The organism is Rhodoferax sp., assembly GCF_039922535.1.
GTDB lineage: Bacteria > Pseudomonadota > Gammaproteobacteria > Burkholderiales > Burkholderiaceae_C > Rhodoferax_B.
This window is the reverse complement of record NZ_JBDTEM010000211.1, coordinates 13,780-28,893: the sequence shown is the minus strand read 5'-3', so window position 1 is coordinate 28,893 and position 15,114 is coordinate 13,780. Positions and strand designations below refer to the sequence as shown.

The window sequence follows — 15,114 nt, the reverse complement described above, 5'->3', positions numbered from 1 at the left end:
GATTTTGACCAGGTCGCGGTCGGCGCCCTGCATCAGGCCGTCCAGCATTTCCACCACGTCCAGGCGCGCGCCCAGGGTGCTGTAGACGGTGCCCATCTCCAAACCGATGATGCCGCCGCCCAGAATCAGCATGCGCTTGGGCACTTCTTTCAATGCCAGTGCGCCCGTGCTGTCCACCACGCGCGGGTCTACCGGCATGAAGGGCAGGCGCACGGCTTGGCTACCGGCGGCGATGATGGCGTTTTTAAAGGCGATGGTCTGGGTCTTGCCGGTTTTCTCTTGGCCATCCGCTCCCGAGGTTTCTTCGACCTGTAGGTGGTTGGCACCGACGAACTGGCCGACACCGCGCACGGTGGTGACCTTGCGCATCTTGGCCATGGCAGCCAGGCCGCCGGTGAGCTTGCCGATGACCTTTTCTTTGTGGCCGCGCAGCTTGTCAATATTGACGGCGGGCGCGCCGAAGTCGATGCCGAGGGCACCCAGGTGGCTGACTTCGTCCATCACCGCTGCCACGTGCAGCAAGGCTTTGGAGGGGATACAACCCACGTTCAGGCACACGCCGCCCAGGGTGGCGTAGCGCTCGACGATGGCAACTTTGAGGCCCAGGTCGGCTGCGCGGAAAGCGGCGGAGTAACCACCGGGGCCGCCGCCCAGAACGACTACGTCGAATTCCTGGTCGGCCGTGCCGCCGAAACTGGCAGCAGTAGGCGCAGGAGCGGACGTGGTAGCAGGCGCTACGGAAACAGGAGCTGCTGCCGCAGGTGCTGCCTGCGCTGGAGCCGCTTTTGACTCTGTATTTGGTGATGCGGCGCCACCGGCAGCTTCGAGCACCAGCACGACCGAGCCCATCTTGACCTTGTCGCCCAGCTTGACGTTCAGCGCGGTGACCACGCCGCCGTCGCTGGACGGGATTTCCATCGAGGCCTTGTCGCTTTCGACAGTGATCAGGGACTGGTCGGGTTTGACGGTGTCGCCCACTTTGACCATCAGCTCGATGACCGTAACTTCGTCGAAGTCGCCAATATCAGGGACTTTTATTTCCAGGGATGCCATTTGTTTGATCTCCACTTATTTCTTTAACTTGACGGTAAACACTTCGACGGGACCAGCCGAGTTCTTGTCGAATTCGCAGGCGGCTTGTACGCTGAGAACGGCCAACTCGCGCGCGGATTTGGCGCTGCTCCAGGTCGCGTGCAAGGCTCCGAGCGCGAAGCTGCGGCCCGAGCCTATGCCCCAGAACTCTTTGAACTCGAACACTTCGCGGTAGCTGTACAGGCCGTAGATGCCGGTGGCGTTGGCCACCACTACACTGAACTGGCTGGACTCGTAGGGGTCGTTGTCGTCTTCTTTGGTTTGCAGAAAGAAGGCCTCTTTCAGCACCGGGTGCAGCTTGGTAAAGGTGGTGAACACCTCGTCTTTGCTGCCCAGCAAAAGCTGCTCGGGCGGCAGCCCGGCCATGGCTAGGCGCAGCGCGGGGAAATGCGCCACGGTGCCCGCCATGCCGACATAGCTGGGGCCCGCCGGGGTGTCGATCTTGAAGATTTTGCTGTTGTCTTCAAAACGTTGGCCCAGGCGGGTGTCGCCGAAGGTCACCAGCGTGTCGGCGGCTATTGCCACCACACCCGCTTTTTTGACCACGACGACCGTTGTCATTACAACAAGACCCGGCGGAAGTCGGTCAGCACTTGACCGAAATAGGCGTTGAAGCGGGCTGCAGCGGCACCGTCGATGACACGGTGGTCCCACGACAGCGACAACGGCAGCATCAGCTTGGGCACAAAAGCCTTGCCGTCCCACTTGGGTTCGACCGCGCTCTTGCACACGCCCATGATGGCCACTTCGGGGGCGTTGATGATCGGCGTGAAGTAACGCCCACCAATGCCGCCCAGGCTGGAAATGGTGAAGCAGGCGCCGCTCATGTCGGCCGGGCCGAGCTTGCCGTCACGCGCCTTCTTGGCCAGTTCACCCATCTCGGTGCTGATCTGGACCACGCCCTTTTTGTCGGCATCCTTGATGACCGGGACGACCAGGCCGTTGGGCGTGTCCGCCGCAAAGCCGATGTTGAAGTACTGCTTCATCACCAGTTGGTCGCCGTCCAGCGAGCTGTTGAACTCGGGGAACTTCTTGAGCGCGGCCACGCTGGCTTTGATCATGAAGGCGAGCATGGTGAGCTTGATGCCTGCCTTCTCGTTTTCCTTGTTCATGCTGACGCGGAAGGCTTCCAGGTCGGTAATGTCGCAGTCGTCGTGGTTGGTGACGTGCGGAATGATGACCCAGTTGCGGTGCAGGTTGGCGCCGCTGATCTTCTTGATGCGCGACATGTCCTTGCGCTCGACCGGGCCAAACTTGGCAAAGTCGACCTTGGGCCAGGCCAGCAGACCGAGTCCACCACCGCCATCGCCTGCGGGGGCTTTGGCTTGCGTGGCAGCCATGGCGGCGGTTTTGACCGCGCCGGACATGACCGAAGCGGTGAAGCTTTGCACGTCGGAGTCGGTGATGCGGCCTTTGCGGCCCGTACCCTTGACCTCGGCCAGGGGCACGCCGAGTTCGCGGGCGAACTTGCGTACCGATGGCGAAGCGTGGGGCAACGCACCAGTGGGAGCCACGTTAGGGTTGTGTGCCGCAGCGGGTGCGGCGGCCGTGGCTGCGGGTGCAGCAGCAGGTGCGGCAGGCGCAGGGCTGGCAGCTACGGCGGCCACAGCAGGTGCGGCGGCAGGGGCTGCCGCTGCAGCGGGTGCGGCAACGCCTTCCAGGATCGCCAGCAGGTCGCCGATGTTGACGGTGTCGCCCATCTTGACCTTGAGCTCTTTGAGCACACCGGCCGACGACGAGGGGATTTCCATCGAAGCCTTGTCGCTTTCAACGGTGATCAGCGACTGCTCTTGCTTGATGGTGTCGCCGACCTTGACCATGACTTCGATGACGGTCACGTCCTTGAAGTCGCCAATATCGGGCACAAAGATTTCGACCGGGCCGGAAGCTGCAGTCGCGGGCGCTGCTACAGGAGTTGTAGCTGCCGGTGCAGGTGCTGCCTGCGCTGGAGCCGCTTTTGGTGCCTCAGCGGCGGGCGCTGGAGTGGGCGCTGGGGCGGCGGCAGCGCCACCCGCTACTTCCAGCATCACCACCAAAGAACCCTGCTTGACCTTGTCGCCCAGGGCGACCTTGATCTCTTTGACCACACCTGCCGCGCTGGACGGGATTTCCATCGAGGCCTTGTCGGATTCGACGGTGATCAGCGACTGGTCGGCCTTGACGGTATCGCCGGGCTTGACCATCAGCTCGATGACGGTCACCTCGTCAAAGTCCCCAATATCGGGGACATGAATTTCAATCAATGCCATGTTTGTGTCTCCAAAGTTGCGCGCAGGACCACGCGTGGTGGTCCTGCAAGGTGGGGGTTTTTATGCGTACAGCGGATTGACCTTATCGGCCTGGATGCCGTACTTGGCAATCGCTTCGGCCACCTTGGCCGCGGGCACGGTACCGTCTTCGCTCAGCGCCTTGAGGGTGGCGACCACGATGTAGTGGCGGTTGATCTCGAAGTGCTCGCGCAGCTTGCTGCGGAAGTCGCTGCGGCCAAAACCGTCGGTGCCCAGCACTTTGTAGGTGCGGCCCTTGGGGATGAACGGGCGGATCTGCTCGGCGTAGGCCTTCATGTAGTCGGTGGACGCGATGACGGGACCGGTGGAACCGGCCAGTTGGTCGGTCACGAAGCAGCTACGCGGGGTTTCCAGCGGGTGCAGCAGGTTGAAACGCTCGGCATCCTGGCCGTCGCGGGTCAACTCGTTGAAGCTTGGGCAGCTCCAGACGTTGGCGGCGATGCCCCAGTCGGCTTCGAGCAGCTCTTGCGCAGCCATGGATTCGCGCAGGATGGTGCCGGAGCCCAGCAGTTGCACAGTGCCCTTGCCGTTGGCAGCGGGCTTGCACAGGTACATGCCCTTGATGATCTGCTCTTCCGTGCCGGCGGTCAGGCCGGGCATGGGGTAGTTTTCATTCAACAGGGTCAGGTAGTAGTAGACGTTGTCTTGCTTTTCGACCATGCGCTTCAAGCCATGGTGCAGGATGACGCCGACTTCGTGCGCAAACGTGGGGTCGTAGCTGACGCAGTTGGGGATGGTGTTGGCCAGGATATGGCTGTGGCCATCTTCGTGCTGCAAGCCTTCGCCGTTCAGCGTGGTGAGGCCCGAGGTGCCACCCAGCAGGAAACCACGGGCTTGCATGTCGCCCGCTGCCCAGGCCAGATCGCCAATGCGCTGGAAACCGAACATCGAGTAGTACACGTAGAACGGCACCATGATGCGGTTGCTGGTGCTGTAGCTGGTGGCTGCAGCGATCCAGCTGGCCATGCCGCCGGCTTCGTTGATACCTTCTTGCAGGATCTGCCCGGCCTTGTCTTCGCGGTAGTACATGACCTGGTCTTTGTCGACCGGGGTGTACTGCTGGCCAGCGGGGTTGTAGATACCGATCTGGCGGAACAGGCCTTCCATACCAAAGGTACGGGCTTCATCCACCAAGATGGGCACCACACGGGGGCCCAGGGCCTGGTCACGCAGCAGCGTGGTCAGGAAACGCACATAGGCTTGCGTGGTGGAGATTTCACGGCCTTCGGGCGTGGCTTCCATCACGGTTTTGAAGGTCTCCAGCGCGGGCACAGTGAACGACTCGTCGGCCTTGACGCGGCGGTGTGGCAAGTAGCCGCCCAGGGCCTTGCGGCGCTCGTGCAGGTACTGCATTTCTGGCGTGTCGTCGGCTGGCTTGTAGAACGGAATCTCGGCCAGTTGGCTGTCGGGAATCGGCAGGTTGAAGCGGTCGCGGAAGATTTTGATGTCTTCGTCGGTGAGCTTCTTGGTCTGGTGGACGTTGTTCTTGCCTTCACCGCTCTTGCCCATGCCGAAGCCCTTGACGGTCTTGATCAGCAGCACAGTGGGTTGGTCTTTGTGGTTGACGGCACGGTGGTAGGCCGCGTAGACCTTCTTGGCATCGTGGCCGCCCCGCTTCAAGGCGTAGATTTCGTCGTCGGTCATATGGGCGACCATTTCCAGGGTGCGCGGATCGCGGCCGAAGAAATGCTTGCGCACGTAGGCACCATCGTTGGCCTTGAAGGCCTGGTAGTCGCCGTCCAGCGTGTCCATCATCAGCTTTTTGAGCGCGCCGTCTTTGTCGCGGGCCAGCAGAGGGTCCCACTCGCTGCCCCACAGCAGCTTGATGACGTTCCAGCCGGAGCCACGGAATTCGCCTTCAAGTTCTTGCACGATCTTGCCGTTGCCGCGCACCGGGCCGTCCAGACGCTGCAGGTTGCAGTTGACGACAAAGATCAGGTTGTCGAGCTTTTCACGCGCGGCCAGGCCGATAGCGCCCAGGGATTCGACTTCGTCCATTTCGCCGTCGCCGCAGAACACCCAGACCTTGCGGTTGGAGGTGTCGGCAATGCCACGGGCGTGCAGGTACTTGAGGAAACGGGCCTGGTAAATGGCCATCAGCGGGCCCAGGCCCATGGAGACGGTGGGGAATTGCCAGAAATTGGGCATCAGCTTGGGATGCGGGTAGCTGGACAGGCCCTTGCCATCGACTTCCTGGCGGAAGTTGAGCAACTGCTCTTCGGTCAGACGGCCTTCCAGGTAGGCGCGGGCGTACACGCCGGGCGACACGTGGCCCTGGATGTAGAGGCAGTCGCCACCGTGGTTTTCGTTTTCGGCGTGCCAGAAGTGGTTAAAGCCGGCACCAAACATATGGGCCAGCGAAGCAAACGAACCAATGTGGCCGCCCAGGTCACCGCCGTCTACCGGGTGGTGGCGGTTGGCCTTGACCACCATGGCCATGGCGTTCCAGCGCATGTAGGCGCGCAGGCGCTCTTCAATCTCGATGTTGCCGGGGCAACGCACCTCTTGGTCTACATCGATCGTGTTGACATAGCCGGTGGTGGCCGAGAAAGGCATGTCAATGCTTTTTTGTCGCGCATGTTCCAGCAACTGCTCTAGCAGAAAGTGGGCGCGCTCCGGGCCTTCACTTTCAATGACGGCGGATAGCGCATCCATCCACTCACGGGTTTCCTGGCTGTCTGCGTCGGTTTGCGCAGCTCCTGACAGGCTTTCTGGTACAGCTGACATGCTTTGTCTCCTAGGTTGGGTAGCGGTATTTTGATGGTTTGGCACGGCTTTTTAAGGCGGCAAGTCTATTTTTGCATAAAAGTTTGTAATTTTCAATATATGAATATTGATTTCATAATGTGGTTTAAAAGCGCTTAAAACTGCGTAAAAACACGCATAGTTTTTTGTGGCTTTGGGGCCTAAGCACACTGTCACCTACACTTCAGGCATGCCACAGCGCTCCACATCACCCTCACAAATGCCCGCAGCGCTGGCCCCCGCACGCTGGTGGAAACGCTGGTGGGGCCGCCAAACGCCCCATCGGCAAGACCGTTTTGCCATGCTGGCGCCGCTGATTGCGGTGCTGATGTTTCTGGCTGCCATTGGCTCGTCCTTCATGTATTTGCGGCTGGAAGAAATCGACCGCGAACAAGAAGCGGTGAAGCGCGATGTGGAATACACCCAACAGCAAATCCGCCTGCGCCTGCTAGAGCGCCAAGAGCAGCTCATGCGCATTGGCCGCGACATCTCTAACGAAGAGGTGGACGCCGAAGAATTCATCAGCCGCGCCGAATCGCTGGTGGCACAGCACCCTGATTTGCAGTCCGTTAGCTGGATCGACGAGCGCCGCCGCATCAAGGCCAGCTACGCTGCGCCCAGCCTGCCCGCTCCGCAGGTGCGCGCCGTAGACACGCTGCTGCGGCCCGGCGGCGACACCGAAAGCACTTTCAGCCTGGCGCGCGACCTGCAGCAGCCGGTGTACGCCCAGCCCGCAGGCACGCCAGACAGCGTGCCACTGCTGCAACTGCACATCCCGCTGTCCGACCGGGGCCACTTCGCAGGCGTTTTGCTGGCCGAATATTCCAATGAAAGCCTGCTGCGCTACGGCGTGCCCGCCGAGGTGCTGGCCAAGTACGCAGTGGCCCTGCTCAATGGCAACGGCCAGGTGCTGGCGGGCAATGCCGCGCCTATCCATATGGTGGGTGCCCGGCTGCTGCCATGGTCCAGCCAATCAGAGCCCTATGAAGTACCGGTATCACCGGTGGGCAACGGCCTGGTGCTGCGGGCCCAGGCCTACCGCACTTCGCAAGGGGTAATTGGCAGCGGCCTGTTCTGGCTGGTGGGTGCCTTGAGTATCTTGACGGCATGGATGCTGATCGGCAACTGGAAGCACACCCGCCGCCGTCTGCAGGCCCAGCAGGCCCTGGTATCGGAAACCAACTTCCGCCGCGCCATGGAAAGCTCGATGCTGACCGGCATGCGCGCGTTGGACATGCAAGGCCGCATCACCTACGTCAACACCGCGTTTTGCCGCATGACCGGCTGGAGCGAATCCGCCCTGGTGGGCCACACCGCCCCGTTTGTGCACTGGCCCGAAGAAGACCGCGACTTTCTGGTGGCCCGGCTGGAAGACGAGCTGAACGGCCGCACCCCGCCCGGCGGCTTCCAGGTGCGGGTGAAGCGCCGCGATGGCAGTATTTTTGATGGCCGCATGTACGTGTCGCCGCTGATAGACGCAGTGGGCAAGCAAACCGGCTGGATGACCTCGATGACCGACATCACCGAGCCCAACCGGGTGCGCGAGCAATTATCGGCATCGTATGAGCGGTTTACCAAGGTGCTGGAAGCGCTGGACGCTTCTGTTTCTGTAGCACCCATCAACAGCCATGAGCTGCTGTTTGCCAACAAACTCTACCGCCTCTGGTTCGGCGTGCAGACCGAGGGCCACGAAAAGCTGGTGGCCGAAGCCGGTGTGCCCAGCATCCCGGCCAGCGACGAAGCCATGGACGACGATGTGGACGCGTTTGTCGGCCTGCCCACCGACAGCCTGACCGACACCCAGTCGGAAAGCACCGAAGTCTTTGTACCCGAGCTGGGCAAGTGGCTGGAGGTACGCACCCGCTACCTCAGTTGGGTTGATGCCCGCCTGGTGCAGATGGTGATTGCCACCGACATCACGCCGCGCCGCCGCGCCGAAGAGCAATCTGCTGCCCAGGCCGAGCGCGCCCAAAGCTCCAGCCGCCTGATCACCATGGGCGAAATGGCCTCCAGCGTGGCCCACGAGCTGAACCAGCCGCTGGCCGCCATCAGCAACTACTGCAACGGCATGGTGTCGCGCATCAAAGGCCCGGGCATTGCCGAAGCCGACCTGCTGGCCGCCTTGGACAAAACCGCCCGCCAAGCCCAGCGCGCGGGCCAGATCATCCAGCGCATCCAGTCGTTTGTGAAGCGCAGCGAACCCAACCGCAGCCCGTCCGACGTGGAGCATATGGTGTTTGAGGCGATGGAGCTGGCCGGTATCGAGCTGCGCCGGCGCAATGTGCGCCTGAGCCATTACGTCGCTGCCCGGCTGCCCCAGCTGCAGGTAGATCCGATTCTGATCGAGCAGGTGCTGGTGAATCTGCTGCGCAACGCCGCCGAAGCCATCGACTTGGCGCAGCGCCCCACCGCCAACCGCAATATCGAGTTGCGGGTGGTGCCCAAGGTGGTGAACGACAAGGCCGGAATCGAGTTTTCGGTGGCCGACACCGGCAACGGACTGGCCCCCGAAGTCAAGGAGCGCCTGTTCGAAGCCTTCTTCTCGACCAAGGCCGAAGGCATGGGCATTGGCCTCAATTTGTGCCGCACCATCGTCGAGTCCCACCTGGGCCGGATGCAGGCAGAGAACCTCTACAATGGAAACGAAGGCACAGGGTGCCGTTTTTCATTCTGGATACCGTTGGCGCAATCCTCTGTAACACCCAATGGTGCACAGAGTGGCCCAGCAAACACCCCCGAACTTTTACGTTAACCCCCGGAGTGACTGCATGAGTTTGATCCCCAAAAAAGGTACCGTGTACGTGGTCGATGACGACGAAGCCGTCCGCGACTCGTTGCAATGGCTGCTCGAAGGCAAGGACTACCGGGTTCGTTGCTTCGATTCAGCCGAGTCCTTTTTAAGCCGCTTCGATGCCCGCGAAGTGGCCTGTTTGATCGTTGACATCCGCATGGGCGGCATGACCGGCCTGGAGCTGCAAGACCGTTTGATCGAACGCAAATCGCCCTTGCCCATCGTCTTCATCACCGGCCATGGCGACGTGCCCATGGCGGTGGACACGATGAAAAAAGGCGCCATGGATTTCATCCAGAAGCCGTTTAAAGAAGACGAACTGGTGGGCCTGGTCGAGCGCATGCTGGAACACGCCAAAGAAGCCTTCACCGACCACCAGCAAGCCGCCAGCCGCGGCGCGCTACTGTCCAAGCTGACCTCGCGCGAAAGCCAGGTGCTGGAACGCATCGTCGCTGGTCGCCTGAACAAGCAAATCGCCGATGACCTGGGCATCAGCATCAAGACGGTGGAAGCGCACCGCGCCAACATCATGGAAAAGCTCAACGCCAACACCGTGGCCGACCTGTTGAAGATCGCTCTGGGACAGATCACTCCGAAAACCTGACGCTACTGAATTTGTAGCTCCTTACGCCCGCCGCACCTGCGCCAGCGGGCGTTTTTACTTATATTTTTGAACCCATGACCGCTGAACTGATCGATGGCATCGCCCTCTCCCGCACCCTGCGCCTGGATGTCGCTGCACGCGCCACCGCCTTGAAGGCCCAGGGCATCACCCCCGGCCTGGCCGTCGTGCTGGTGGGCGAAAACCCGGCCAGCCAGGTCTATGTGCGCAACAAGGTCAAGGCCTGCGCCGACGCGGGCCTGCACTCGGTGCTGGAGCAGTACCCGGCCGATCTGTCGGAAGCCGAGCTGCTCAAGCGCATCGCCTTCCTCAACGCCGACCCGGCCATCCACGGCATCTTGGTGCAGCTGCCGCTGCCCGCCCACATCGATGCCCAGAAAGTCATCGAAGCCATCGCGCCGCTAAAAGATGTAGACGGCTTTCACATCGCCAGCGCGGGCGCACTGATGACCGGCACTTCGTCCTTTTTGCCCTGCACGCCTTACGGCTGCATGAAGATGCTGGAGAGCATTGGCTACGACCTGCGCGGCAAGCACGCCGTGGTGATTGGCCGCAGCAACATCGTTGGCAAACCCATGGCCTTGCTGCTGCTGCAAAAGAACGCCACCGTCACCATTTGCCACAGCGCCACCGCCGATCTAAAAGCCATGACCCTGCAAGCCGATGTGATCGTCGCCGCCGTGGGCAAGCGCAATGTGCTGACGGCCGACATGGTCAAACCTGGTGCCGTGGTGCTCGATGTGGGCATGAACCGCACGCCCGATGGCAAACTCTGCGGCGACGTAGACTTTGACGGTGTCAAAGAGGTCGCCAGCTTCATCACTCCGGTACCCGGCGGAGTCGGCCCCATGACCATCACCATGCTGCTGGTCAACACGCTGGAAGCGGCGGAACGCGCGTCCTCCCTTGCCACGGCCCCTTGAATCTTTCGAGCCCACCGCCACATCACCACCATGACCAATCCACTGCTCGATAATCCTTTGTTAAATTTTGGCGACCTGCCCCTGTTTGACCAGATCCAGCCCGAACACGTAGGCCCCGCGCTGGACCAGTTGCTGGCCCAGGCCAATGCCGCGCTGGAAACCGTCACCCAGCCGGACTTCCCGGCGCAGTGGACAGCCATCTCCAAGGCCCTGGACGTGAGCGCCGAACAACTGGGCCGTGCCTGGGGGGCCGTGAGCCACCTCAACGGCGTGGCCGATACCCCAGCCTTGCGTGCAGCCTACAACGAGGCCCTGCCCCGCGTCACCGAATTCTGGACCCGCCTGGGGGCCGACGAACGTCTTTACGCCAAGTACAAGGCCGTGGACACCACCAGCCTGAACCCCGAACAGCGCCAGGCCCACACACTGGCCATGCGCAACTTTGTGCTCAGCGGTGCGGACCTGACCGGTGCCGACAAAGAACGCTTTGCCCGCATCCAGGAACGCCAGGCCGAAATCAGCCAAAAGTTCAGCGAAAACGCCCTCGACGCAACCGATGCCTTTGCCTACTACGCCACTGCCGCCGAGTTGGACGGTGTACCCGCCGATGTGCAGCAAACCGCGTTGGCCGCCGCCAAGGCCGAAGGCAAAGACGGCTACAAGCTGACGCTGAAAATGCCCTGCTACCTGCCGGTGATGCAGTTCGCCACCTCCAGCGCGCTGCGCGAGCGCCTGTACCGGGCCTACGTGACCCGCGCGTCGGACCAGGCCGAAGGCGATGGCGCCCAGTTCGACAACTCGGCCATCATTGCCGAGATTTTGGCGCTGCGCCGCGAGGAAGCCCAGCTGCTGGGTTACGCCAACTTTGGCGAGGTCTCGGTGGTGCCCAAGATGGCGAAGTCGCCGCTGGAAGTGACCCGCTTCCTGCGCGATCTGGCCGTGCGCGCCAAGCCCTACGCCCTGAAAGACGTGGCCGATCTGCGCGCCTTTGCTGCCGAGCACCTGGCCCTGACCGACCCGCAGCCCTGGGACTGGTCTTTCATCGGCGAAAAGCTCAAGGAAGCGCGCTACGCCTTCAGCGAGCAAGAAGTGAAACAGTACTTCACCGCGCCCAAAGTACTGGGCGGCCTGTTCAAGATCATCGAAACCCTGTTTGAAGTGGCCATCCGCAAAGACAGCGCGCCCGTGTGGCACCCGTCGGTGGAGTTTTACCGCATCGAACGTGCAGGTCAGTTAGTCGGCCAGTTCTACCTCGACCAACCCGCCCGCACCGGTAAGCGCGGTGGCGCCTGGATGGACGACGTGCGCGCCCGCTGGCTGCGCCCCGACACCGGCCAATTGCAAACCCCGGTGGCACATTTGGTGTGCAACTTTGCTGACGGCGTGGACGGGCAACCACCCCTGCTCACCCACGACGACGTGACCACCCTGTTCCACGAATTCGGCCACGGCCTGCACCATATGCTGACCCAGGTGAACGAGCGCGATGTCTCCGGCATCAGCGGCGTGGAATGGGACGCGGTAGAGCTGCCCAGCCAGTTCATGGAAAATTTCTGCTGGGAATGGGATGTGCTCAAGCACATGACCGCCCATGTGCAAACCGGTGAGCCGCTGCCGCGCGCCCTGTTCGACAAGATGCTTGACGCCAAAAACTTCCAAAGCGGCCTGCAAACCCTGCGCCAGATCGAGTTCTCGCTGTTCGACATGCTGCTGCACACCGAGCACGACCCGGCACAGGACTTCATGCCTCTGCTGCGCCAGGTGCGCGACGAAGTGTCCGTACTGCAAGCACCGGCCTTTAGCCGCACCGTGCACACTTTCAGCCACATCTTTGCGGGTGGTTATGCCGCCGGTTACTACAGCTACAAATGGGCCGAGGTGCTGAGCGCCGATGCCTACGCCGCGTTCGAAGAAACCGCCGATGCCAACGGCCTGCCCAGTATTGAGACCGGCCGCAAATACCGCGAGTCGATTCTGGAAGCCGGTGGCAGCCGCCCGGCGATGGAATCCTTCAAGGCCTTCCGCGGCCGCGAACCTACACTGGACGCACTGCTACGCCACCAAGGCATGGCCGAAGCCTAACTTTCATGGACTTGGGTGCGGACTACCCCGGGCCACGGAAGTTGTTTCACGTTAAAAAGGACACCGCTATGCGCACTCCCCTGTTCACCACCGTTCTGGCCTGCGCCGCCCTGGCTTTGGCCGCCAGCACGCAGGCGCAAACGGTGTATCGCATCGTCGGGCCAGACGGCAAGGTGTCGTTTTCCGACCAGCCGCCACCGCCCGCCAGCAAAGCCAAGGTGACCACGGCAGCCCCCGGTGGTGGCAGCGCGGTCAGCGCATCGCTGCCGTTCGAGCTCAAGGAAGTGGTGCAGCGCTATCCGGTGACGCTGTACACCAGTGCCAATTGCAGCCCCTGCGCCAGCGCGCGCAACCTGCTGAATTCGCGTGGCGTGCCGTTCACCGAGCGCACGGTCAACAGCAGCGACGATGCCGAGGCCCTGCAACGCATCAGCGGCGGCACCAACCTGCCGGTGGGCACCATCGGCAGCCAACAACTCAAAGGCTTCTCGGATGTGGAGTGGACCCAGTACCTGGATGCTGCCGCCTACCCCAAAACCTCGGTGCTGCCCGCCAGCTACAAACAGCCCGCGCCCCGGCCGCTGGTGGCCAGCAAGGCCGCAACCGAACCGGCCCCGGCCGCGCCGACGGTGCAAGATGCCCCAGCACAGCAGCCTATCGACACCAGCAACAATCCACGCGGAATCCAGTTCTAAGCTCTGCTATTGAGTTTATAGCTGCCAGCGCAGATGCCACCTGCGCTGGAGGCCTTTTTTCTTAAAATTCTAAGGTCTTCACGCCCTGGGCAGTACCCAGCAGGCAGACGCTGGCTTTCTGGTGGGCAAATACGCCCACGCACACCACACCCGGCCACTGGTTGACCTGCGACTCAAACGCCAGCGGATCGCGGATCTGCAAGCCGGTCACGTCCAGGATGTGCTGGCCGTTGTCGGTCACCAGAGGCTGGCCGTCTTTTTGGCGCAGGGTGGCCGTGCCGCCCATGGCGGCAAACTGGCGCTGGATGCGGTGGGTGGCCATGGGAATCACCTCTACTGGCAGCGGAAACTGGCCCAGCGTCTGCACCAGCTTGCTCTCGTCGGCAATACACACGAACTGGCGCGACTGGGCGGCCACGATCTTCTCGCGGGTCAGCGCTGCACCGCCGCCTTTGACCATGTGGCCCTGGTGGTCGATCTCGTCCGCGCCGTCGATGTACACCGCCAACTCGCCCACCTCGTTGGCATCGAACACCTGAATGCCCAGCGCCAGCAGCCGCGCCGTGCTGGCCTCGGAGCTGGACACCGCGCCCTTGACCTGGTCCTTGATGGTGGCCAATGCGTCGATGAACTTGTTGACGGTAGAGCCGGTGCCCACCCCGACAATTTCGCCGGGCACCACATAGCGCAAAGCGGCGTGGCCGACCAGGGTTTTGAGTTCGTCTTGGGTGAGTGCGGGAATGAGGTTGGTCATCTGGGAAAATCCGGGGTTGTAACTAAAAGCAGAACCCGGAATTATCCAATGCCCCTGATCCCCTACGCCCTGGCCCGCCCCTTTTTGTTTGGCATGGACCCAGAGGCGGCCCACGACCTCACCCTGAACGCCATTGCCCGCACGCAAGGCACGCCGCTGGAATACCTGTACCGCCAAAAAATGGTCAGCGACCCCGTCACGCTGGCGGGCCTGCATTTTCCTAACCGCGTGGGCCTGGCGGCCGGGCTGGACAAGAACGCCCGCTGCATCGACGGCCTGGGGGCCATGGGTTTTGGTTTTGTGGAAGTGGGCACGGTCACGCCGCTGGCCCAGCCCGGCAACCCCCAACCCCGCATGTTCCGCCTGCCTGCGGCGCAGGCGCTGATCAACCGGCTGGGTTTCAACAACGGCGGCCTGGCGGCCTTTGTGGCCAACGTGCAGCGCGCCCAATTCCGCTCCAAGGCACAAGGCAAACCTATGTTGCTAGGCCTGAACATCGGCAAAAACGCGGCCACCCCCATTGAGCGCGCCACCGATGACTACCTGTTGGCGCTGGACGGCGTGTACCCCCATGCCGATTACGTCACGGTCAACATCTCCAGCCCCAACACCAAAAACCTGCGCGCCCTGCAAAGCGACGAGGCGCTGGACGGCCTGCTGGGCGCCGTGTCCGCGCGCCGCGCCGCGCTGGCCTTGCAGCATGGCAAACGGGTGCCGGTGTTTGTGAAAATTGCGCCGGATCTGGATGAAGCCCAAATCGCAGTGATCGCCGCCACCCTCATACGCCACGGCATGGATGGCGTGGTGGCCACCAACACGACGTTGGCGCGCGACGCGGTCAAGGGCATGGCCCATGGTGAAGAAGCCGGTGGCCTGAGCGGTATGCCGGTGCGGGATGCCAGCAACCGCGTGGTGCGCCAACTGCGCAACGCCCTGGGCCCGGCCTTTCCCATCATCGGTGTGGGTGGCATCATGGGTGCGGCCGATGCGGTGGCCAAAATAGAAGCCGGAGCCGACGTGGTACAGATCTACACCGGGCTGATCTACCAGGGGCCGGCTCTGGTACAGCAAGCAGCCCTGGCACTCAAGCGCATGAAGAAATAGGCAGCTAGCGCATACTCC

General features: G+C 62.2%; 11 protein-coding genes. 6 read left to right on the top strand and 5 right to left on the bottom strand.

What is annotated here, in order from left to right; all coding sequences use genetic code 11:
* The 4 genes from ABI213_RS10160 to aceE form a co-directional block, all read right to left on the bottom strand.
* Nucleotides 1–1,053 (bottom strand): FAD-dependent oxidoreductase (locus tag ABI213_RS10160; RefSeq protein WP_348026929.1); only part of this gene is annotated, 1,053 nt, incomplete at its 3' end.
* Nucleotides 1,054–1,068: 15 nt separating this feature from the next.
* The gene (locus ABI213_RS10155) at nt 1,069–1,653 is read right to left on the bottom strand and encodes an MFS transporter (protein WP_348026927.1); all 585 of its coding nucleotides are present in this window, start codon (nt 1,651–1,653) and stop codon (nt 1,069–1,071) included.
* A complete protein-coding gene (gene aceF, locus ABI213_RS10150) occupies nt 1,653–3,341 on the bottom strand; it encodes a dihydrolipoyllysine-residue acetyltransferase (protein ID WP_348026925.1) in 1,689 nt (562 codons plus the stop codon). The genes ABI213_RS10155 and aceF overlap by 1 nt, the downstream gene beginning before the upstream one ends.
* 60 nt (nt 3,342–3,401) lie before the next feature.
* Nucleotides 3,402–6,107 (bottom strand): pyruvate dehydrogenase (acetyl-transferring), homodimeric type, encoded by a 2,706-nt coding sequence (gene aceE / locus ABI213_RS10145; RefSeq protein ID WP_348026923.1) that lies wholly within the window; start codon nt 6,105–6,107, stop codon nt 3,402–3,404.
* 208 nt (nt 6,108–6,315) lie between these two features.
* Here aceE and ABI213_RS10140 point away from each other — a divergent pair, with 208 nt between their 5' ends.
* The 5 genes from ABI213_RS10140 (at nt 6,316) to ABI213_RS10120 (ending at nt 13,238) form a co-directional block, all read left to right on the top strand.
* On the top strand, nt 6,316–8,877 hold the full coding sequence (locus ABI213_RS10140; protein WP_348008863.1) for a PAS domain-containing sensor histidine kinase: 2,562 nt from the start codon (nt 6,316–6,318) through the stop codon (nt 8,875–8,877).
* A 16-nt stretch (nt 8,878–8,893) separates the two neighbouring features.
* Nucleotides 8,894–9,520 carry a response regulator transcription factor gene (locus ABI213_RS10135; protein WP_348008864.1) on the top strand — a complete coding sequence of 209 codons (627 nt, stop codon included), beginning with the start codon at nt 8,894–8,896 and terminating at the stop codon, nt 9,518–9,520.
* Nucleotides 9,521–9,594: 74 nt separating this feature from the next.
* Nucleotides 9,595–10,461: a bifunctional methylenetetrahydrofolate dehydrogenase/methenyltetrahydrofolate cyclohydrolase FolD gene (gene folD, locus ABI213_RS10130; protein ID WP_348008865.1), complete on the top strand. Its 867-nt coding sequence runs from the start codon at nt 9,595–9,597 to the stop codon at nt 10,459–10,461.
* Between the two features lie 30 nt (nt 10,462–10,491).
* Nucleotides 10,492–12,543 carry a M3 family metallopeptidase gene (locus ABI213_RS10125; protein WP_348008866.1) on the top strand — a complete coding sequence of 684 codons (2,052 nt, stop codon included), beginning with the start codon at nt 10,492–10,494 and terminating at the stop codon, nt 12,541–12,543.
* Between the two features lie 68 nt (nt 12,544–12,611).
* Complete coding sequence (locus tag ABI213_RS10120) at nt 12,612–13,238, top strand: glutaredoxin family protein (RefSeq protein WP_348008867.1); 627 nt, start codon at nt 12,612–12,614, stop codon at nt 13,236–13,238.
* Nucleotides 13,239–13,299: 61 nt separating this feature from the next.
* Here ABI213_RS10120 and rpiA read toward each other — a convergent pair whose 3' ends face one another.
* A complete protein-coding gene (gene rpiA / locus ABI213_RS10115) occupies nt 13,300–13,992 on the bottom strand; it encodes a ribose-5-phosphate isomerase RpiA (RefSeq protein ID WP_348008868.1) in 693 nt (230 codons plus the stop codon).
* 48 nt (nt 13,993–14,040) lie between these two features.
* On the opposite strand from rpiA, the gene ABI213_RS10110 reads away from it, so the two are divergent.
* Nucleotides 14,041–15,096 (top strand): quinone-dependent dihydroorotate dehydrogenase, encoded by a 1,056-nt coding sequence (locus tag ABI213_RS10110; protein WP_348008869.1) that lies wholly within the window; start codon nt 14,041–14,043, stop codon nt 15,094–15,096.
* Nucleotides 15,097–15,114: the final 18 nt, after the last annotated feature.

Bases quoted from the DNA above. Each gene is read 5' to 3' on its own strand.
- ABI213_RS10155 (WP_348026927.1), bottom strand. From the start codon at position 1,653: ATGACAACGGTCGTCGTGGTCAAAAAAGCGGGTGTGGTGGCAATAGCC.
- aceF (WP_348026925.1), bottom strand. From the start codon at position 3,341: ATGGCATTGATTGAAATTCATGTCCCCGATATTGGGGACTTTGACGAG.
- aceE (WP_348026923.1), bottom strand. From the start codon at position 6,107: ATGTCAGCTGTACCAGAAAGCCTGTCAGGAGCTGCGCAAACCGACGCA.
- ABI213_RS10140 (WP_348008863.1), top strand. From the start codon at position 6,316: ATGCCACAGCGCTCCACATCACCCTCACAAATGCCCGCAGCGCTGGCC.
- ABI213_RS10135 (WP_348008864.1), top strand. From the start codon at position 8,894: ATGAGTTTGATCCCCAAAAAAGGTACCGTGTACGTGGTCGATGACGAC.
- folD (WP_348008865.1), top strand. From the start codon at position 9,595: ATGACCGCTGAACTGATCGATGGCATCGCCCTCTCCCGCACCCTGCGC.
- ABI213_RS10125 (WP_348008866.1), top strand. From the start codon at position 10,492: ATGACCAATCCACTGCTCGATAATCCTTTGTTAAATTTTGGCGACCTG.
- ABI213_RS10120 (WP_348008867.1), top strand. From the start codon at position 12,612: ATGCGCACTCCCCTGTTCACCACCGTTCTGGCCTGCGCCGCCCTGGCT.
- rpiA (WP_348008868.1), bottom strand. From the start codon at position 13,992: ATGACCAACCTCATTCCCGCACTCACCCAAGACGAACTCAAAACCCTG.
- ABI213_RS10110 (WP_348008869.1), top strand. From the start codon at position 14,041: ATGCCCCTGATCCCCTACGCCCTGGCCCGCCCCTTTTTGTTTGGCATG.